17 protein-coding genes and 1 pseudogene are annotated in these 20291 nt (G+C 59.7%); 6 read left to right on the forward strand and 12 right to left on the reverse strand.

Annotated elements, in window-relative coordinates:
* Window positions 1-509, reverse strand: a pseudogene (locus tag HNR51_RS25240) (transposase); the annotation flags it as partial.
* A gap of 356 nt (window positions 510-865) precedes the next feature.
* On the opposite strand from HNR51_RS25240, the gene HNR51_RS25245 reads away from it, so the two are divergent.
* A complete protein-coding gene (locus tag HNR51_RS25245; RefSeq protein WP_182556762.1) occupies window positions 866-1411 on the forward strand; it encodes a YciE/YciF ferroxidase family protein in 546 nt (181 codons plus the stop codon).
* A gap of 214 nt (window positions 1412-1625) precedes the next feature.
* Here the strand turns inward: HNR51_RS25245 and HNR51_RS25250 are convergent, their stop codons facing one another.
* The 9 genes from HNR51_RS25250 to HNR51_RS25290 all read right to left on the reverse strand — a co-directional run bounded on the left by HNR51_RS25250 (window position 1626) and on the right by HNR51_RS25290 (window position 13893).
* Window positions 1626-2702, reverse strand: coding sequence for a diguanylate cyclase domain-containing protein (locus tag HNR51_RS25250; protein ID WP_182556763.1), 1077 nt, complete (start codon window positions 2700-2702; stop codon window positions 1626-1628).
* Window positions 2703-3357: 655 nt separating this feature from the next.
* Window positions 3358-5043 (reverse strand): methyl-accepting chemotaxis protein, encoded by a 1686-nt coding sequence (locus tag HNR51_RS25255; protein WP_182556764.1) that lies wholly within the window; start codon window positions 5041-5043, stop codon window positions 3358-3360.
* Between the two features lie 631 nt (window positions 5044-5674).
* Window positions 5675-6673, reverse strand: coding sequence for an HWE histidine kinase domain-containing protein (locus HNR51_RS25260; protein ID WP_238228579.1), 999 nt, complete (start codon window positions 6671-6673; stop codon window positions 5675-5677).
* Window positions 6674-6908: 235 nt separating this feature from the next.
* Window positions 6909-7304 carry a cytochrome o ubiquinol oxidase subunit IV gene (gene cyoD / locus HNR51_RS25265; RefSeq protein ID WP_182556766.1) on the reverse strand — a complete coding sequence of 132 codons (396 nt, stop codon included), beginning with the start codon at window positions 7302-7304 and terminating at the stop codon, window positions 6909-6911.
* Window positions 7301-7927 carry a cytochrome o ubiquinol oxidase subunit III gene (gene cyoC, locus HNR51_RS25270; RefSeq protein WP_182556767.1) on the reverse strand — a complete coding sequence of 209 codons (627 nt, stop codon included), beginning with the start codon at window positions 7925-7927 and terminating at the stop codon, window positions 7301-7303. Before cyoC ends, cyoD begins: the two co-directional genes overlap by 4 nt.
* Before the next feature lie 3 nt (window positions 7928-7930).
* A complete protein-coding gene (gene cyoB, locus HNR51_RS25275; protein ID WP_182556768.1) occupies window positions 7931-9934 on the reverse strand; it encodes a cytochrome o ubiquinol oxidase subunit I in 2004 nt (667 codons plus the stop codon).
* A 23-nt stretch (window positions 9935-9957) separates the two neighbouring features.
* Window positions 9958-11199 carry a ubiquinol oxidase subunit II gene (cyoA, locus tag HNR51_RS25280; RefSeq protein ID WP_182556769.1) on the reverse strand — a complete coding sequence of 414 codons (1242 nt, stop codon included), beginning with the start codon at window positions 11197-11199 and terminating at the stop codon, window positions 9958-9960.
* Window positions 11200-11277: 78 nt separating this feature from the next.
* The gene (locus HNR51_RS25285) at window positions 11278-12621 is read right to left on the reverse strand and encodes an MFS transporter (protein WP_182556770.1); all 1344 of its coding nucleotides are present in this window, start codon (window positions 12619-12621) and stop codon (window positions 11278-11280) included.
* Window positions 12622-13041: 420 nt separating this feature from the next.
* The gene (locus HNR51_RS25290) at window positions 13042-13893 is read right to left on the reverse strand and encodes a Crp/Fnr family transcriptional regulator (protein ID WP_182556771.1); all 852 of its coding nucleotides are present in this window, start codon (window positions 13891-13893) and stop codon (window positions 13042-13044) included.
* Between the two features lie 345 nt (window positions 13894-14238).
* Here HNR51_RS25290 and HNR51_RS25295 point away from each other — a divergent pair, with 345 nt between their 5' ends.
* Window positions 14239-14688, forward strand: a complete 450-nt coding sequence (locus HNR51_RS25295) for a Ros/MucR family transcriptional regulator (protein WP_210280251.1) — start codon at window positions 14239-14241, stop codon at window positions 14686-14688.
* A 68-nt stretch (window positions 14689-14756) separates the two neighbouring features.
* Here HNR51_RS25295 and HNR51_RS25300 read toward each other — a convergent pair whose 3' ends face one another.
* Window positions 14757-15659: a Crp/Fnr family transcriptional regulator gene (locus HNR51_RS25300; protein ID WP_306424270.1), complete on the reverse strand. Its 903-nt coding sequence runs from the start codon at window positions 15657-15659 to the stop codon at window positions 14757-14759.
* Between the two features lie 198 nt (window positions 15660-15857).
* On the opposite strand from HNR51_RS25300, the gene HNR51_RS25305 reads away from it, so the two are divergent.
* Window positions 15858-16130, forward strand: a complete 273-nt coding sequence (locus HNR51_RS25305) for a DUF6894 family protein (protein ID WP_182556772.1) — start codon at window positions 15858-15860, stop codon at window positions 16128-16130.
* Window positions 16131-16231: 101 nt separating this feature from the next.
* Window positions 16232-16429, forward strand: coding sequence for a DUF2934 domain-containing protein (locus HNR51_RS25310; RefSeq protein WP_182556773.1), 198 nt, complete (start codon window positions 16232-16234; stop codon window positions 16427-16429).
* 512 nt (window positions 16430-16941) lie between these two features.
* Here HNR51_RS25310 and HNR51_RS25315 read toward each other — a convergent pair.
* Window positions 16942-17130: a hypothetical protein gene (locus HNR51_RS25315; protein WP_182556774.1), complete on the reverse strand. Its 189-nt coding sequence runs from the start codon at window positions 17128-17130 to the stop codon at window positions 16942-16944.
* 1579 nt (window positions 17131-18709) lie between these two features.
* Between HNR51_RS25315 and HNR51_RS25320 the strand changes: the two genes are divergently transcribed.
* The gene (locus tag HNR51_RS25320; RefSeq protein WP_182556775.1) at window positions 18710-19294 is read left to right on the forward strand and encodes a recombinase family protein; all 585 of its coding nucleotides are present in this window, start codon (window positions 18710-18712) and stop codon (window positions 19292-19294) included.
* 5 nt (window positions 19295-19299) lie between these two features.
* Entirely contained in the window at window positions 19300-19740 is a 441-nt protein-coding gene (locus HNR51_RS26855; protein ID WP_231347163.1) for an HNH endonuclease signature motif containing protein, read from the forward strand.
* Window positions 19741-20291: the final 551 nt, after the last annotated feature.

A 20291-nucleotide genomic window follows, 5' to 3' on the forward strand; every position in this document is an offset into this window, starting at 1 on the left:
GAGCTTCTTGTGGTTGAGTATGAGGCCCTCACGCTGCATCAGGATGAGCAGGCGCCGGTAGCCGAACCGGCGGCGCTCGCCGGCCAGGCTGCGCAGGCGTGCCCGCACGGCTGCATCGTCACCGCGGGTCGAGGCGTAGCGGTATGTCTTCGGCTCCAGGCCGATCAGCCCGCAGGCGCGACGCTGCGAATAGCCCTTCTCCGCGATGGCCCAGTTCACGGCCGTTCTCCGTGCGCCGGGCGTCAGAAGTTTTTTCCCAGCGCCTCACGCAGCGTCGCCACGTCGAGCATCGCCTCGGCCAGGAGCTTCTTGAGCTTGCGGTTCTCCTCGTCGAGCGCCTTTAGGCGACGCGCGTCAGAGACCTCCATGCCGCCGAAACGCGAGCGCCACGTGTAGAACGTCGCGTCGCTGATGCCGTGGCGACGGCAGATCTCAACGACCGGTAGCCCGGCCTGCTGCTCCTTCAGGATGCCGATGATCTGCTCTTCGCTGAACCGGCTCTTCTTCATCGTCCGTCTCCTCTTCGACGGACCCTAGCTTCAGAACAAGGGCAATCCAGGGGGCAAGGTCACCAGAGATCCTGATTGTTGTCTGCTCGGGTGCGACCAAGCCAGGACCCGGGGACCTACCTGCCAAAGCCCGCTTCATCGACAAACCCTACTCCTCAGGGCTGGTCGAGCAGATCCTGCGCGAGCTGCGGGCCGCATAAGGTTCCTTGAACGAAGACGTCTTCCCCACCATGCACAGGAATTTTTAACAGATCAATTTATGGACCCGCCTCCCACGCGGCACGTTCTTACGAAAACGCAGGGAGCTGCCACGCTGCCGGCGAGCCGATTAAATAGCACACGGGAGACAGGACTACATGGCCACCAAGCAGAAAACCTTGCAGGATGCGTTCTACGAAACCCTCAAGGACGTCTATTACGCGGAAAAGCAGTCTGTCCGGGCTTTGAAGAAGTCGGCCAAGGCGGCCGAGCACGATGAGCTGCGCCAAGCCTTCGAGACCCATGCCGAGGAAAGCGCCAATCAGGTCGAGCGCCTGCAGCAGGTGTTCGAGATCATCGGTAAGCCGGCGCGTGCCAAGACCTGCGAGGCGATGCAGGGCCTGACCTCGGAAATGGAAGAAGATCTTGAGGACTTCGAGGATAGCCCGGCGGCGGACGCTGTGCTGGCGGCCTGTGCGCAGGCGGTCGAGCACTACGAGATCGCCCGCTACGGCACGCTGAAGACCTGGGCGAGCCAGCTCGGCTACGCGGACGCCGCCAAGCTGCTGGATGAGACCCTGCAGGAAGAAAAGAAGACCGATCAGCTGCTTTCCGAGATCGCCGAGCGGATCAACGTCGAAGGTTCAGAGACGGACGCTGAGGAAGGCACCACCAAAGGCAAGGGCGGGCGCAAGGCTACCTGAGCCCTGAAGAATCTGAGGATGCGGAAAGGGCGCCATGGAGCGCCCTTTCTGCTGTCCGCGCCGAGCAGCATGCCGTCGGTGAGGTCAAGGAGCTCGGCGCGCATCAGTATCAGATGGGTCTTTGGGCGTTTTCCGGCAACTCCATATGAGCATCCGGCAGCCAGCGGTTCCAAGTCAACCGGCAGGGCTCATAAGAAGTTGACAGTCACCTGCTTTATACAATGCTGAGGCGTGGTCTCGAAGGGTTGGCACGTATTTGGCGCAGCTGCCCTTTCCGCTTGTACATGGCCGTATCAGCCACCTCGAGGAGGCGTGCAGTCGAGGAAGCATCCTCCGCGCTGTGGGCTATCCCAACGCTTCCGCCAATTCGACGACTGCTCAGTTCAGGTAGCTGGATCTCTTCAAGAGCAACCTCCACACGCCTTGCCAGGGTAAGCAGGAACGATGGTGAGGAGCACTGTTCTACCACCACTACGAACTCGTCACCGCCGATGCGTGCGATCGCATCGACCGGACGCAACGTCTCCCGGAGGCACTGTGCGGCTGCAACCAAAAGGCGATCACCGACAGCGTGGCCTAAGCTGTCGTTGACAGCTTTGAAGTCGTTCAAATCTAGGTAGAGCAGCCCAACTTCGGAAGGCCGGCGGAGCAGTGCAGCGTCTAGCTGATCGATCAGTGCCGAGCGGTTGAGCAAGCCTGTCAGTGGGTCGTGGCTTGATGCGTGGGCTAGACGCGCGCCCTCACGCCGACCTCGCCGCGCGTCACGAAAAGCAAGCAGCAAGCAGGAGGCAACCGGTAGCAAAATCATCGGGGCCATCCAAACCCAAAACGTGGCGTCGCGTTTCGCGGCGTCGCGCTGCCACAGAGCGCTGCGATTAATCGCAGTTCTCTCGGCCTCAAGGAGGTGACCCACATCAGTGTGGACAGCATCCATGAGGCGCTTACCCGTATCTTGCTGCACAATTGAGAGGGCGGCTTCTAATCCATCTCGTTGTCGCGCCTCGATCGTAGATTTCATCTCGGAAAACTTGGCGCGAACCTGCTGATCGATGCTGATTATGACCTGCTTCGCGAGATCGTTGTGGGTGTAATCTTTCTGCAGTGTGAGAAGGCTCTGATCAATCTGTGAGATCGCCTGAACATAAGGTTGCAGATATTCATCTCGACCCGTCAGAAGGTAACCGCGTTGTCCAGTTTCAGCATTTTGCACAAGCGTGAGTAGCTGCACGAGGTGTCGCGCGCGGAGATTGCTGGCGATGAGGTTATCGGTTCCAGCGCGAACGGTGTTCACGTGCTGATAGAACCCTAGCGTGGCTGCAATGCAGAGGCATGCGATTAGCGCTGCCAGGAAGACCAACTTGGTCTCAATGTAACCGGTGAGGCGATGTATCATGAGTCGTATGCCCGCTATCGCGCGGTCATACCTTGTGCGCCTAAAATGTTGCCTTACAGCATCGAGCTGTAGAGAGGGTCGTGGACTTTCTATCGCGTATGGAGAACTGCGAATTAACAGGCTCAGCCGGTCGCGGTTCAACTTAGAGTGATAATGCTGCGGCGATTGCTTCCTTTTTCTACCGTTGTTAGATGGGAAGCTTCAAACAGGTGTTTCCGGAGAAGGCCACAAAGCCTTTTCATCAAAGCTCCATGGTGCAACAGGGATACTTTCCACGAGCAGGCGGATCATCTCGGATCGACTCTCCAGCATAAGAGCTGGGGGCTCACCTACGATGGCGCACCAAGCCAAGGTAAAATCCGCGTGCGAAATGTGAGCGAGTGTGTCCGAACCTAACGGCTCCATATGCTGTGGCATGTCCCGTCTCCCGATTGGCGTAGAGATAGTGAACCGATCGGGGGTTTGGTTCGATAACCTATTGGTAAGGTAAACAGAAGCTTAATCGAACGACCTCCCGAGCGCGCCAGGGCGCCCGGGCAGGCTGGTTCTCAGATCAGGCCGCGCGGACCGTCGTCAGAAACCGGTTCACTTCGGTTGAGAGGTGCTCAGACTGTCGCGACAATTCGGAGGCTGCGCCAAGCACTTGGCTCGCCGCTGCACCTGTCTCCTCGGAAGCCTGAGCTACGCCAGCGATGTTAGCTGTGACCTCGCCCGTGCCGGTTGCCGCCTGGGCCACGTTGCGCACGATCTCCTGCGTGGCTGCGCCCTGCTCCTCCACCGCCGCTGCGATGCTGGTCGCAACCCCGCTGATTTCCTTGATGCGTTCGGCGATGCCAGCAATGGCTGCTACGGCCTGACCGGTCGACCCTTGGATCCGCGCAATGTGACCGGAAATTTCGTCGGTGGCTTTAGCGGTCTGGCTGGCAAGCTCCTTTACCTCGGTTGCAACGACTGCGAAGCCACGGCCAGCTTCGCCAGCACGGGCTGCCTCGATCGTAGCGTTCAGGGCGAGCAGGTTAGTCTGACCGGCGATTGTCGAGATCATTGTCACCACGTCGCCGATCTGGGCCACGGCACCGCTCAGTTCTTGTACGAGAGCTGCGCTGTGATCAGCCTCGCTTACCGCGACCTGCGCAAGGCTGGCCGACCCGTCAACTTGCCGGCCGATTTCATGCACCGATGAGCTAAGCTCCTCGGCGGCCGCTGCCACTGTGCTGACATTGCTTGCTGCTTCCTCGGCCGCGGTCGCGACAGTGATGGACTGGTTGGCGGTCTCGGTTGCGGTGCCAGCCATGCTCTGAGCAGTCGCCTGCAACTCGGTCGCGGCCGCAGTGACTGTCCCGATGATGCCGCCTACGGCACGCTCGAAATCATCAGCCATCTGGCGCATCCCAAGCTTGCGCTGCTCCTCGGCTGCGAGCCGGGCCTGGGCTGTTTCCTGCTCCAGCTCACGGGTGCGGATCAGGTTGTCCTTGAACACCTGAACGGCCGCAGCCATCGCACCGATTTCATCCTGCCTGTCGGTGCTCGGCACGGTCGTTGCCGCGTCACCGGCAGCAAGTCTGCCCATGGCAGCCGTCATACGCTCGATTGGACGTGCGACTCCAAACAGGCTGAACAGGATGGCACAAAGACCGATCACCAATGAGATCGCTGTCATCACGTAGGCTGTGAGGATGGCCTCTGCCGCACTCTCAGCAGCGGCAGTTCCGCTTGCATTTGCCCCACGCTTATTGAGCTCAACGCCTTTTGTGAGGGCTTGCATGGCAGCTCGGTTGAGGCTTCCCATTTCCTCGCTGGTAAGCAGGGCAAGCGCTTCCGCCTTGTTCCCCTGCTTCATGAGCGTGCGAACATGTTCCTCCTGCTCGATATAGCGAAGCCAGGTCGAAGAAAAAGCATCATAGAGCGCCTTCTCCTCGGCCGAGCTGATCAGCGGCTCATAGCGGCGCTTCAACGCCTCGAGGTTGTGATTAGCCTCAATTAAAGCGGCTTCATTCTTGGAAAATCCTTCCACCGTGTTGGACGCGACAACGAAGCGGTAGAGCTTAACTCTTACATCGCGCGTTGAGGTATTTATCTCGTTGATTATGCTTACTGAAGGGAGCCAATTTTTTGTTACGGCTGATGAGCTTTGCTCTACAGATGTGATTTTGCTGATGCTGGCTGCACCTTGGCCGACGGCGGCCAGGGCCAGAAGGCCAATGGAGCCAATTAGAACTGTTTTGAGGGTCAGACGCATTGTCGGCTTCCGTACAAAATCTCCTGCTCGCAAAAACGTGATCGAGGCCTAACTAATGGTTAATGGTGTAAGCCATGCGGTTGTGGCGGCATCGATTTTGTCGCAGGCATCCGAACTCATGCGCGGGCACCGTACTCTCATTGGGCAATGCCCATGGCTGGCGCCGGCGTGCACCGAGTACCAGGATGTGTCGGCGGTGCAGTCAGGACTACGTTACCGTCCCGAAGTTCAATCTTGGGTTTAATTCTTGATGCGCGGCATGCACGCTATGCCCGCGATCGTGTCTACAGGAACCTGCCCTTCGTCACAGTGCTTCGCAGGGGATAGCACCTCGATCAACATAAGTACGATGCACACACCAATGGCTGCCATGATCAGCTTGGCTCCCAGACCCACGTCATCCTCTTTCTGAGCCGCGTCGGACCATGCGCTTGTCCGGAAGCGAAGTTAGAGCGTGAGCGGTTGAAGGCACCCCCGGGCTGAGCACCCCTTATCTGTCGCCCACGCGAGCTATCATCCCGCGTCACCCGCTAGCGGAGCAGCCCGGCGCGCGGATGCTTGAGACGCTGATCGCTTTGGCGTTAGCGGGTCTTGGCGGGGACCTTGACAGGCGGAGTGCCCGCAACTTCGCTCACTGAAGCGGTACGCGAGCGCGAACGCGGATCCCGTCCGGTTCGAAGGCAACCTCGACCTCAGCCTTTGTCTGTGCGGCCAGGACCTTGTTCAGGAGGCGGTGTCCGAACCCCTCCCGGGTAGGATGCCCGACCGGAGGGCCGTCATGCTCGTCCCAGTTCCATCGCAGGCACTGTCCGCTGGAGCCGTCCTCAATCCACCAAGTGACCTCGACCCGACCTTTAGGATCGGCGAGAGCGCCGTGTTGCAGGGCGTTGGTCGTCAACTCGTGCAGAGCCATGCTTACCGGCACGGCAAGGTTGGACGGCAGCATGACCCTGGGACCTTCCAAGGTAATCCGCCCATGATCGTTGTACGGATCGAGTTCCGACCGCAGCAATCCCTCAAACGAAGCCGCTTGTGAGAGATCCTCCGTGATCAGCGCGTGAGTCCGCGCCAGCGAGCTGATCCGAGCGGTCAATGCACGAGTGAACTCTGAGATCGAGAGGGAAGAGCGAACGGTGGCGTTCATCACCGCCTGCACGGTCGCGAGCGTATTTTTGACGCGATGGTGCAACTCGCGCACCATGAGCTTCTGGCGCTCCTCGTAAGCATGACGCTCTGTTACGTCACGCTGCGCCGAGACCCAGTGCGTGATGGAGCCGTTCTTCTCACGCACTGGCGTGATGAGCCACTCTACCACGTAGGTTGATCCGTCCTTGCGGTAGTTGATGGTCTCGCCTTGGAAGGGGTTACCAGCCCCAAGAGCCATGCGCATCCGGTGCAGGACCCCACCGTCGGTCTCCGGCCCCTGCAGCAGCCGCGGTGATCGCCCGAGGACCTCGTGCGCTTCGTAGCCGGTCATGCGGGTGAAGGCCGAATTGGTGTACTCGATGCGTGGTCCGGGCTCATCGAGATCGGCCGAGGTGATGAGGATGGCTTCCCCGGCCGCTTCGACGGCAGCAAGAAGCACATCCAGATCGGGACGAACCTGCGCCGCTCCGTGATCCTCGCGCAAGTCCTCCTCCATCCAAGCCGCCGCTCTAGACGTCTCCCATCAACCCCCACACCATTTGTTGGTTTCCTACTGTTGCGCTTTCCACCGTGCCTGGTGTGGTCATGATGAGGGGGCTGGCCCCCAATCAAACCGACACTGCAAAGCTTGGATAGGCGATAGCACTCATGTCAAATTCACACCCATGCGCTGCATCACATAGGGCGTCTTGCGTCTTGCTTGCTTCGGAAGCACGCGATCATGGCTTGTGCAGAGCCTCGTTGGGCGACATGGGCATCATGTTCTGATCCATGTGATACATCACCCATATCGATCCAACCAAGGTAATCAGCACAAGCGTCAGCGTGAAAACGAGGGCGAGAAAGGTCCATCCGCCCTCGGATTTCATGTTTAAGTGCAAGAAATAGATCATGTGGACGAAAATCTGCACGACGGCAAAGCCCATGATGACGATATCGGTCTTAAGCTTGCTGTCGAGAACATCGCCCATCACGAGCCAGAACGGTATTGCCGTGAGGATGACTGAGAGGATGAACCCCGTCATGTAGCCCGACCGGGTGCCATGAGCAGGGCCGTGGCCGGTCCCATGCATATGTGGACCAGTGCCGTGTACAGGGTGAGCCGGAGCACTCATCGCGTCGCTCCCATCAGGTACACAAAGGTGAAGACGCCGATCCACACCACGTCGAGGAAATGCCAGAACATCGAGAGGCATAGGAGGCGACGCTGGTTGTCAGCGATCAGCCCGTGCTGCCGCACCTGGAACATCAGCGTCACGAGCCAGATGATCCCGAATGTCACGTGGAGCCCGTGCGTCCCGACCAGGAGGAAGAACGAAGAGAGAAAGGCGCTCCGCTGGGGCGTGGCGCCCTCATGGATCAGGTGCGCGAACTCATAGAACTCGATGGCGAGGAACCCAGCTCCGAGCACGCCTGTCGCGGCGAGCCAGCGCAGGACCGCGTCCACCTGCTCCTCCTCCATCTTCAGCATGGCAAAGCCATAGGTGATGGAGGACAGGAGCAGGAGGCTGGTGTTGAGAGCAACGAGCTTGAGGTCGAACAGCTCGGCGCCGGATGGGCCTGCCGCGTAGTTCCGGCCGAGCACGCCGTAGCAGGCGAAGAGCACCGCAAAAATGAGGCAGTCGCTCATCAGGTAGAGCCAGAAGCCCAGGAGCGTGCCCCCGTCACCGTGGGCATGCTCCTCCTGCTCGTAGAAGACCGGAGCCGTAGCGCCGGGTGGGGCGGTCACTTCATGCATGGCTCAGACCCGTCCCACCAGTTGCGCCGCTCTCTGGGCTTCGAGCCGGTTCACTTCCGCGGCCGGGATATAGAAGCTCGTGTGGTAGTTGAACGTGTGCCTGATCGAGACCGCAATCAGGGCAATGAGCGACAGGGCGGCGAGCCACCACACGTACCAGACCAAGGCAAACCCAAGCACAGTGCTCAGAGCGGCCAGTGTCATGCCCATCGCCGTGTTGCAGGGCATGTGAATGGGTCTGAAGCCTCCTGCTGGCCGCTCATGGCCGCGCTTCTTCATGTCCCACCAGGCGTCGAGATCGTGCACCACGGGTGTGAACGCGAAGTTGTAGGGGGGTGGGGGTGAGGAGGTGGACCACTCAAGCGTCCGTCCACCCCAGGGATCACCGGTAAGGTCACGCAGCTGCTCGCGTCGCAGGATGCTCACGAGAAGCTGCACGACAAAGGCCAGGATGCCAGCCATGATGATGAAGGCGCCGAACGCCGCAACCATCAGGTAGGGCTGCACCGACGGATCGTCGAAATGCTGGGTCCGACGCGTCTCGCCCATTAGACCGAGGGCATAGATCGGCGTGAACACGACCCAGAAGCCAACCAGCCAGCACCAGAAGCTGACCTTTCCCCAGAAGGGGTCGAGACGGAAGCCGAAGGCTTTCGGGAACCAGTACTGCACGCCGGCGAGCAGCCCGAACACGACGCCGCCGATGATGACGTTGTGGAAATGCGCAACCAGGAACAGGCTGTTGTGGAGGACAAAGTCGGCCGGCGGCACGGCAAGCAGCACGCCGGTCAGGCCACCCAGCACGAAGGTCGGGATGAAACCCATGACCCAAATGAAGGGGCCCTCGAAGCGGATCTTGCCCCGGTACATGGTGAACAGCCAGTTGAACACCTTGGCCCCGGTCGGGATCGAGATGATCATGGTCGTGATGCCGAAGAAGGCGTTGACGTTGGCGCCGGCACCCATCGTGAAGAAGTGGTGGAGCCAGGTCAGCCATGACACGAGCGCGATGACAGCGGTGGCGTAGACCATCGACGTATAGCCAAACAGCCGCTTTCCGCAGAACGTCGAGACGATCTCCGAGTAGATGCCGAAGGCAGGTAGGACGAGTACGTAAACCTCCGGATGCCCCCAGATCCAGATGAGGTTCATGTACAGCATCGAGTTGCCGCCGTAATCGTTCGTGAAGAAGTGTGTCCCCACGTAACGATCACAGGCCAGAAGAGCCAACGTGGCGGTCAGAACCGGAAAAATCGTGACGATGATTGCATTGCTAGCGAGCGTGGTCCAGCAGAACACCGGCAGCTTCATCATAGTCATGCCGGGCGCGCGCATCTTCACGATGGTCGCGATCAAATTGATCGCAGACAGCGTCGTGCCGACGCCGGCGATCTGTAGGCTCCAGATGTAGTAATCGACACCGACGCCCGGGCTGTAGGCTGCTCCGGAGAGCGGCGGGTAGGCAAGCCAACCCGTACGGGCAAACTCGCCCACAAACAGCGACAGCATCGTCAGGATGGCGCCGCCTGCCGTCATCCAGAAGCTGAAGTTGTTGAGAAATGGAAAGGCCACATCGCGCGCTCCGATCTGGAGCGGCATGATGTAATTCATCACCCCGGTCACGAATGGCATCGCCATGAAGAAGATCATGATCGTGCCGTGGGCGGTGAAGATCTGATCGTAGTGATGCGGTGGCAGGTAACCCTGTGCCTCTCCGACCGAGAGAGCCTTTTGTGTGACCATCATGATTGCGTCGGCAAAGCCGCGCAGCAGCATTACGATGGCGAGGATGATGTACATGATGCCGATCTTTTTGTGATCGACGCTCGTGAACCACTCACGCCAGAGATAGCCCCATTGGCCGTACCAAGTGACGGCGCCAACGAGAGCCAAGCCGCCCAGCGCAACAGCTGCAAAGGTCACGAGCAGGATCGGCTCATGATAGGGGATAGCTTCGAGCGTCAGGCGCCCGAAGACAAGCTGCTGGAGATCGATGTTCGAGAACATGGGAATGCCCGTATCGGTCGATGCTAGCGGCCCTGGGGGGGCGCAGTGTTGAGCTGGGCCGGCGCAGGTGTCCGGTCGGCGCCCGGCAGGGCGTTGCCCTGGCCCTGATCAGGCTCGGTTTTTGGCTTGTTGACCCCGTCCCGGCTCAGGGTCTGGTCGCGGGGATCCATGCCTTCCGGCTGGACTGAGCCTTGCGGCGGACGACCCGAGGCCGGGAAGGTGGCGCCCGAAGGCTCGGTGCCGGACTCCAGGCGACGGTTGTCGTAGTCGAGCCGCTTGCGGTTCTCTTCGCTGGCTCGCCCCCCACCTCCAGCTCGGTCGATCTGGTGCATCTCGGTGACGCACATCAGGCCGGGTTCGGGGCACATGCCAAGGATGACGTCATAGATGCCGGCCTGCACGCTGCTGAAGAACCGAACCGGATCAGCCTCGCTCGGCTTCTCAAGCGCCAGGTAAGCCTCGCGGTTGAGGTTTGTGCCGGACGCTTTGGCCTTCGCAACCCACTCGTCGAAGCCTGCGGCCGGCAGGCTGCGGAAGCCGAAGTTCATCCGGGAGAACCCGGGTCCGCTGTAGTGAGCCGATAGCCCCCGAAACGTTCCTTCCTTGTTCATGACAGCGTGGAGCTTCGTCTCCATGCCGGGCATGGCGTAGATCATACCGGCGAGCGCTGGGACGTAGAACGTGTTCCAGACAGAGGACGACGTGATCCTGAACGTGATCGGCCGGTCGACCGGCGCCGCCATCTCGTTGACGCTTGCAACCCCGTACTCGGGGTAGATGAACAGCCATTTCCAATCGAGGGCGACGACCTGCACCTCGAGTGGCTTGGTGTCGGCCGGGATCGGGCGGTTAGGGCCGAGGCGCGACAACGGCTTGAATGGGTCGAGTGTGTGTGTGGAGATCCAGGTGATCGCGCCGAGTGCCATGATGATCAACAGCGGCACCGTCCAGATCACAACCTCGAGCTGGGTCGAGTGGTGCCAATCCGGATCGTAGGTCGCGTCTGGGTTCGAGGCACGATACCGGCGCGCGAAGATGAAGGTGAGCGCAATCACCGGCACAATCACCAGCAGCATGAGCGCGGTGGACACGATAATGAGGTTGCGCTGCTGTGTTGCGATGTCCCCGGACGGGTTCATGACAACCATGTTGCACCCGGCCAGCAGACTAGAGGCGGCTAGCACGGCTAGGCTTCGCAGCATGCTGCTCACCCGCGGGCCTTGCGAGCGGCGGAGAGCAAAGGAAGGGCGAGACGGTGAGACCATGGGGCTTGCTTCATCATCTCTCGCCGGCGCGCGGGCTGGACGCGGCCGGATGGCGCGAGGGTGACCAGGGAGCACGGTTCAGACCTGCCGGATTTCTGAGCGCGAGCTGCCAAGCGCCAGCAAGGTCGTGATTGCACCGGACAGCAGGTACAGACCCACGCAGGCGAGGCCGTAGCGGGCTGACAGAAACAGCACGATCAGGGGAGCGAACCCCGCTCCCAGCAGCCAAGCCAGGTCGCTTGTGAGAGCCGCTCCGGTGTAGCGGAAGCGCTGTTCAAGCCGGGACGTGACCGCTCCGGAGGACTGGCCGTAGGACAGCCCAAGCAGGGCAAAACCCGCGTTGACATAGATCGTCTGCCCAATCGCGTTCTCTTCGACGAGCAGCGGCGCGATGATGCTGCCGAGAGCGAAGACCGCGATCAGGCCTGCCGTGATCATCAGCAGCATGCGGCGACCGATCTGATCGGCGATGAGCCCAGAGGCCATGACCGCACCCGCGCAGATAAAGGCGCCCGAGCACTGGATCATGAGAAACTCGCCCGGCGAGCGCTCTGTGAAGAGGTTGATCCAGCTGATCGGGAACACGGTCACGAGATGAAACAGGGCAAAGCTCGCCAGCGGTATCAGCGCGCCGATGAGAAGCTCTCGTGAGTGGTTGCGGATCAGCGGGATGATGGGCGAAGGCTCAAGCCGCCGCTGCTCAAGGAGGCGGGAAAACTCGTCCGTCGCAACGAGCCGCAGGCGTGAGAACAAAGCCACAACATTGACGGCAAAGGCGCAGAAGAAGGGGTAACGCCAGCCCCAATCCAAAAACTCGCCATCTGTCAGGTTGAGCAGGAGGTATGAGAACATGACGGCGGCCACGATGAAGCCGAACGGCGCACCGAGCTGAGGGATAGCTGCATAGAAGCCGCGTCGTTCGATGGGCGCATTCAGCGCTAGCAGCGAGGCAAGGCCGTCCCAGGCGCCACCCAGCGCCAGGCCCTGCCCAATCCGCAGTCCAGCCAAGAGGTAAAGCGACCAAACCCCGATCTGCGCGTAGCCGGGCAGGAAGGAGATCGCCATCGTAGAAAAGCCGAGCAGAAACAGCGCCGTGGTTAGCTTTACGCCCCGGCCATGCCGACGATCGATGGCTGTGAAGACGGCTGTTCCAAGGGGCCTCGCGATGAAGGCGAGCGCGAAAATCGCGAAGGAATAAAGCGTTGCGGTCAGGGGCTCCAAAAAAGGCAGGAACACCTTTGGAAACACCACCACAGATGCAATCGCGAACACAAAGAAATCGAAATACTCTGCCGTCCGGCCGATAATCACGCCGATCGCAATCTCACTAGGTGCGACCTTGTGATCAGTGTTCGCTAAACGGGCGTCGCGCTCCAGCGGATTGGAGGATGGATAAGGCCCTTCAACGTGATCGATCGCCATCCGAAGTGTAGCCTGGGATAAGGGTTTCTTAGGGAATTTCGTCCAGAAACTGATTGCGCGCATAGGAGCGCACAGTGGCGTTCGCAGACGTGATGGAGCGGATGTCTATCCTTCGGCCTGATCTGCTCTTGCTGATGTTCGGCCTGCTTGGTGCGCTATCTTGCCGAGCGTGAACAGATGGCCGCCGTATCAACGGTAGTGTTCTGATGCAGCAAGCATGGTGATCCCCCTTAATCTGGCACCATGATCCTGCGAGCCAATGCGCGCATTGATCTGAGTCAAACGGGGCGGAAAACCTGCTGTTAGAGCAGCAGTTTCGGGGCAGCCAACCGCAAGCCGGCAGCGCGGCAGGCCTGCTCACCCACCTCATGCTGCCTTGCCAGTGCGGCGTAGCGCTTCTTCACAAAGATTGTTTTTTGGCTACCCGCCTTCGCTGATCGCCAGAAGACCCGGTCGATCCTGGAGAGTGACCGATCTTGCCGTCTTGTAGTCGATGAGCCCCTTCCGGCGCAGCCTTGTGAAGACACGGCTCACGGTCTCGATGGTCAGACCAAGATAGTCGGCGATGTCAGAGCGCGTCATCGGCAGCTCGAGATCCTTGCTAGAGCCCCCCAGCCGTTGAGATGCTTCCGCTCGCGCCAGGAGGAAGCGGGCAACCCGCTCGTCCGCCGTCAGACGGCCAAGCAGAGTCATGTGCTCCTGACCAGCTGCAACCTCGTCAGATGCTACAGCGAGGAGACGACGCTCGAGCTTTGGATAGGTCTCCAGGAGGACGCGGAACTTGCCGCGCTCAAACCGGCACAGCCGAACGTTCGTAAGGGCTTCGGCACTGCAGGGCACGGCATCAGGGCGGCCAAAACCGATGAAATCGCCCACCGTCAGGAACCCAATGACCGCGCGACGACCATCAGCCAGGAGCTTGAACAGTTTCACCGACCCCGAGATGATGTTGAACAGGTACTCCGGTGAAGCACCCTCGTTCCGGAAGACCTCACCTGGCGCGAGCTCGACCACCGTGGTTGCCCGGGCCAGTTCGCTGAGCTGATCCTCCTCGATTGCGTTGCAGATGCTGACTGCACGAGCTTCGCAGAGCCCACAGCGCTCAACGCCACACCCCTGACCGCGCTCGATGCGAGCGCACGGTTCGGCTTTTGTGCCAGGAGGAACGGTGGTCACAGTCGTGTTCCTGATGAGACGGTGAAGGCTGAAGGGCGACCCATAGCCTTCCTGGATGTTTCCAAGCCCAACGGTAATCTGCGTTTCTGCGTTCAAGAAGGCTCGGTTTATGCACGCAACCGCCGAGCTAGCGTGCCTGCCTCCAGCAAGACGTGTGCGCCTCGGTTGAGAGCGAGCGGTCAAGAAGCCGCTGAGTCTACGCCGTCAGTCGGTTCGGGCCGGAAAACCGCCTTGTGATCAGCCTTGCACACATTAGGCTGCGCAAGGATCGCCTGCAGCCTGTCGCTTTCATGCACGAGGAGGCAAGTACAATTCTAACCAGCGTGCCCTTCCGCAAATGCCAGGCTCGGGTGCCGCGCGCGAGATTTCGCCACGAGACATTCCGTTCTGACTTGGGTAAGTAGGGCGGAGTCAGACATCGAGATACCAGGGGTAATCATCTTGGAGAGCAATACGATCGGCGCCCTCTCTCGTGAGGATCTGCTCGAGCGCGCCGCCGAAATCGTCACCTCATATGTCGCCAACAATCGAGTTCCCGCAGCCGAGTTGCCCGGACTCATCCCAGCAGTCTATGCCAAACTTGCATCTCTAAGCATCACAGGCTCGGCATCTGCAGCCGAAGCCGATGTTAAGCAGGCGACCGCGGCGCAAATCCGCAAGTCGATCACGCCAGATGCCTTGATCTCGTTCATCGATGGCAAGCCCTACAAGACGCTGAAGCGGCACCTTGGAGTGCATGGCCTCGATCCTTTCTCCTACCGTGAGCGCTATGGCCTTCCCTCGGACTACCCGATGACTGCTCCTGGTTATTCAACCATGCGATCTGCGCTGGCGAAAGAACTGGGTCTAGGTCGTACCGGCGGACGAGCGGAGAGGCAGGCAGCTGAGTAGCGAATTCGACTTGATCATAGGCTACGAGCTTGTCGTGTAGAGCGTACCGAACTTCCAGCTCTCGCGTTTCAGAAGGTACGAGGTTGGGCTTCTGAAACGTGAGGGTGGGGACCAATGGCACGCAGCTGTTGCGAAGTGCTACGATCCCGTTCAGAGGCCATCTCGTCCAGTTGCAGGTAATTTGCCTTGAACTCAGCGATTTCCGCAAGGCGTGGCAAGTCAAGGATTGTAAAATGTCTACCTTTACGCTCAATAAGGCCCGCACGCCTGAGTGTACCTAAGGAGCGATTGACGTGTACCGGTGTTATGCCGGCAGTGTCCGCCAGATCAACCTGCGTAATTGGCAGCAGGAACGTCTGGTCCTTGGTCAGCCCGACCGCGCGCAATCGCACGTACAGCTCGCAGAAAAGATGGGCGAGGCGCTCTACGGCTGAGCGGCAGCCGATGTTTACAAGCCACGCACGTAAAGTCGCCTCATTGACGCGCGCTGCTGTTTGTAGCGCCTGCATCACGGCGGGCCGCCGCTGGAGATCTGCGACTATCCAAGGAGCAACCCACACGGCCCGGCATGTGGAAAGAGTGCCAATAGCATAATCCATTCTGTCGAGCCGCGACGTGGCGAGGTCACAGACATCGCCCGGTAAAAGGTAGGCGAGGATCTGACGCGTTCCATTCTCCCGCAACTTGTATTGACAGGCAAAGCCTTGTCCAATCACAAGCATGCCTTGTGGCCGGTCGCCCTCGCAGATGAGATCTTTACCTGCCGGGAAGAACTGTCCTGCGGTCTCGATCGCGGTGAGCGCAACCCTATCAGTTACCTGTAAAGGCGCAAAAGCCTCAAGCTTGCGTACGAGCGGCCCGTGCGCTCCCTGTCGCAGCAACTGCATTTCGCGTCCTCCCTGCCCTTTAGGGACCGCGACCACGCGTACCAATTGAGCAGCACTAACATAGGCGTAGGTTGTGACCTTCAAGCCGCTACGCCGCTTATCAACCTTTAAATTACAAGCGACGGAATCTGTTAGGGTAAGCCTTTCCTCCTCGGTTCGCGATGGAAGGCAATTCGAGCAGTTCCTTAGCCGTAGTGGAACAGTGCACAATCGAATCAGATAGGTTAACGACAACATTCGAAGTAAATGGCAGCGTGGCTATCTGGTTGTATGAGGCTGCCTATGCTCTTCCACATTGATGTCGCAGATGGTGATATTATCACACGCGACGATGATGGTCTTGAGTTCTTCGATCTGAATGAGGCCTGTGCGGCTGCTGTGTCGCTATTGCCCGAGATCGCGCGTGAAGCGCTGCATGGTCCTCGTCGCCGAGCTGCGATGATGCAGGCGCAGGAGCGGTATATCGCAGCGCTGGTCCGCGACGAGGCTGGCCATGTCCTGTTCCGCACACGGCTGAGGCTCGACATGGAGTGGCCGAAAAAACCTGAACTATGAGGCTTTTGTTCGAGATCAATAATTCGATCCAGACCGCTGCCGTATGCCTCGCCGCAGACATGGGATAAATGTTTCCGGTCGATGTTATAGAGCTCGTACCAATGTCACAGGACGAACGTCCGATCACACCAGCTGAAATCCGGCAGCGCGCCTATGAGCTATGGGAGCGCAACCATCGTCCGGATGGTTTTGAAATCGAGTTCTGGCTCTTGGCTGAGCGCGAGTTGCGTGCCGAGCGTGGAGCCCAACGGCGCGATCAGGCCATGTCCCAAGATCTTGAAGTGTTCGAGATAGGCTAAATTGCCGCTGTCGGATCGTCCGTTTCGACCTGTAGTCCAGACGTTCATCTCATAACCGCTAAACTGCCGCTACTCACCCCATGAGGTCCTATATTTGTGCAACCATGTATGTATGAAAAACAACCGTTTTCCAACCACTGTATTGGCACATAGGCTGAGAAACACGGTTCCGAGTACGCAGGCCTTCTGCCATCAAGCCGCGTAGATATCCTTAGAGTAAGCGCGATGCTCCGCCACAGCTCCACGGCCGCGCCGGCGTCAGCGCGGCCGTGGAGCTGGGACTTGGATCGTAACCATCTGGCCGCGGATGGGGTCGAAGACGGTGATGGTCATCGTATGGGCTCCGCATCTGCGTGGGGGTGATCGTCCGGCTAACGCGTCTTAGCGTAACGGTTTCCGCGTCCTGTTCGGATGTGGTTGGCCCTTCGTTAAGTTTGACGGATCGGGTAGGTGGCGGCGCCGGCCCTCGGTCCTGGGATTGCCGGGGGAGAGGTCGGCGCCGCCTTGCCGGATTACTCAGCGTCCGCGTCGTCAGCGTCCAGGATCGTCTCCAGATCACCCGTGAGCGCGTCGAGCTGATCCGCGGTCGCCCGGATCTTGAACTTCGTCCCGTCCTCTGCCTCCACGGCGATCTCGATGTGGTCCTCAACCTTTGCGGCGAGGGCTTGCTTGAGGGTGTAGGTGGTCACGTCCTTAGCCATTCGACTCTCCCGGCTTACGACGCCTATGACAGGCCGGATGAGAAGTGTGCTCAGGCGAAGTCGTTCCCCGGCCCAACCGCGCCCGCTGCATCGCGCTCTGCTGGCTCACTAAGGCAGGAAGCCATCCCAAACCGGTCGCTCCTGAACGTAACGGAGAGCTGCTGGCCGCTAGTAGGCGGCTAAGCGAATTGGGACGTGATGAACCAGAACACGGCCGCCACAAGCGCGCCGATACCAGCAAGCACCAAGGCTGCGTGTCGGTCGAAACGTCTTCGTCGCCCACCCGGCATCGGCATGCTTCCCGCGTGATGCGATGATGCTCAAGCGTACACGGCCTGGCAACTCCTCATGCCGCCTCCCTGTAGGTGACAACAGCAATCCCAGTAAGAGGTTTCAAGCACACTTCGCAGCACACCCGCTGCGCCACCACAACCACATCATCATCCAACGTGGCGCCTAACTCCTCCCAACTGCTGCGCGTCTCCTGCCCGCATTCGGGGCAGCACATGACACGCAGACCGCGATAACCTTGCGCGCACCACTCCGCCACTGTCTGCACTGGGCTCACCCAACATCCTGTTGTCGATAGTTGCAGCTCATAGGCGTGGCTTGTGACGGATCGACGGTGTCCGCACTGCCGAATGCGTGGCTGCACGCCCATCCTACTTAGCGCATTACGGGCTCAACGCGGATCATCTGCGGTCAGACTGGATGCGTGCGGACATCAGCATCGTAAGACCCGAGCTAGAGAGAAGAATGAGCGCGGCGAGCAAAGCCAGCTCAGGGTTCAGAGCTGATGGTAGCTGGCGTCCTGTAACTAACGGCCATGCGTACATCCAAGCAGCCCCGACGGGTGCTGAGAAAGCCGCAACGCAGAGCATTTCGAAAAGCCAGCGAGGCATCGCTTAAATTCCAGCGTTGATTATCTAGGCCGGTTCAAGTGGCAGTCTCGTCAGTACGGTTGCTAGCTGTCCCATGACATCTCGCATCAGGGCAGCTTTTATCCGGCACGCAACCACCTTGGCGCGGAGCGCGGCGACGCCCTCGTTGTTCTCAGTGACCTCGGTCATTTCTGCGCACCACATCGCATCCTCGACAAACTCCTCACGTGCCACGATTTGGCGCGTAGCCTTCAGCATCATCCCAACAACGCGGGACCGATCAGACATACGTAACTCGCTGCGTATGGTGCCTTCCGAGTGGATCGGCTCTGCCGGAGGCGCAGTAACATTGATCAAGCGAAGGTAACTTCCGTTTTAGAGACAGACATTGGCTCAGCGATCGCGCGGGTCCAGTCCTAATTTGAGGATCGGCAGTGAATGGGCAGAGTCGACGAAGCTTGAGATGCGCACGCGCTACACGACACAGGCCAGCGAACGGCTCGTCGCATTCGCATGAAAAGTTGGCTTGCGATCACGAGCGTCCTCTAGTTGTGCGATCACATGTGTGCAGAAAACGTTCGTTTTTCTAACACTCAGTCGGAGCGGCTGGCCAAAACCCTGAAACAGCCCCGTTTGTGTAACGAAAATATGGTAGCAAATCTATTGCCAGAAAAACCCTCTTGTGGGACTATCGTGACATGCTTGTTGGCTATGCGCGTGTCTCGACCCAGGACCAAAACCTCAACCTTCAGCGCGATGCGCTTCTGAAGGCAGGTTGCGAAAAAATTTTTGAAGAGAAGAAGAGCGGTAAGGCTGGGACCAAGCGCCCGGAGTTCGAAGCCGCCCTCGCCTACCTGCGCCCGACCGACGTCCTGGTGGTGTGGAAGCTGGATCGCCTAGGCCGTTCCCTCGTCGAGATGATGCGCACCATTGATGGCCTGCGGCTCAAGGAGATCCACTTCCGCTCCCTGACCGAGCAGTTCGACAGCGCTACCGCCCACGGACGCTTTGCCCTGCAGATGCATGGCGCCATGGCCGAGTACTTCCTCGACCTCAACCGCGAGCGCACCATGGAGGGCTTGAAGGCCGCTCTGGCCCGTGGGCGAAAAGGGGGGCGACCCAAAATGCTGAGCGAGGCTGATCTAGAAGTAGCCCGGGCTCTGCTCGCTGCTGGCAACATCTCGGTGGCTGCGATCGCCAAGCGCCTGGGGGTGAGCCGCTTCACCTTCTACCGGTACTTCCCGCAGGCGCGCACGCGCAGCCAAGCGCGTGCAGGGGGCTAACCGCCGTGCCCATTCGCCCGGAAAATCGCTTCTTCTATCCTATCGATTGGTCACAGCTATCTGAGGTGATCCGCTTCGGGCGCGCCAAAGGCTGCTGTGAGGAGTGTGGTCGACCGCATGGGCAATTGGTTTTCCACCTTGGCGACGGACGCTGGTGGGATGCTGCGACGCAGACTTGGCGCAGCGGAAAGGGGCGCCCGCTTAAGCTGACACCCGTGGAGTCCATGCCGGCAGGTACAGCGCTACGGACCACCCGCGTCTATCTGGCCTGCGCTCACCTGGACCATGATCCAGGCAACAACGATCCCAAGAACCTACGGGCGCTCTGCCAGCGCTGCCACATCCTACACGATCGGGCGGAACACCTGCGTCAGCGCTGGTTCACCTACAGATACCGGAAGGCCCTCGGTGACCTGTTCCTCGGCCCTTACCCGTTCCGGTACTGACCTTGGGGCGCACACCGGAAGCTGCCCTGCTGGCTGTAAGGAGGGCTGCAGTTCGTGAGATGACTCTCGTCGAGCTTCTAGGAAAGTGGCACCGTTGGGATCGGGGGCAGCTTTTGTGGTCAGCAGCCCCCACGCAGAGCGCAGCTCTTAACGCGAGCGGCATTTGCCCGTGCGCGTGCGCTCACGGTCACCGTCATCGTAGTCAATGTTCAGCATATCACCGTTCAATGATGTGATGCGACCTGAATGCCAAGTTCCACTGCCCTTCCAGTTGCACTCGATCCGCGTACCAACAGACCACGTGTAAGAGCGGACGCGGCTGACGTGCGCGGTTTCTCGATCGCCGTCATCATAACGGATGGTCACTGTAGCGCGTGCGGCACTCTCGACGATGCCAGGGTACCAATGCTCGCCGTTCCGCCATCTGCCGAGAACCCAGTCGCCAGGCCGGTATGGCTCGCTTACAGGTTCAAATTCAGCCTGCCGATTTGGCACACGCGGTACATATTGAGGCGCACCCGTGTCACTTTCAAGCCTAAGTCTATCGTTCA

The sequence above is a fragment of the Methylorubrum thiocyanatum genome, from assembly GCA_014138645.1.
Taxonomy (GTDB): Bacteria; Pseudomonadota; Alphaproteobacteria; order Rhizobiales; family Beijerinckiaceae; genus Methylobacterium; species Methylobacterium thiocyanatum.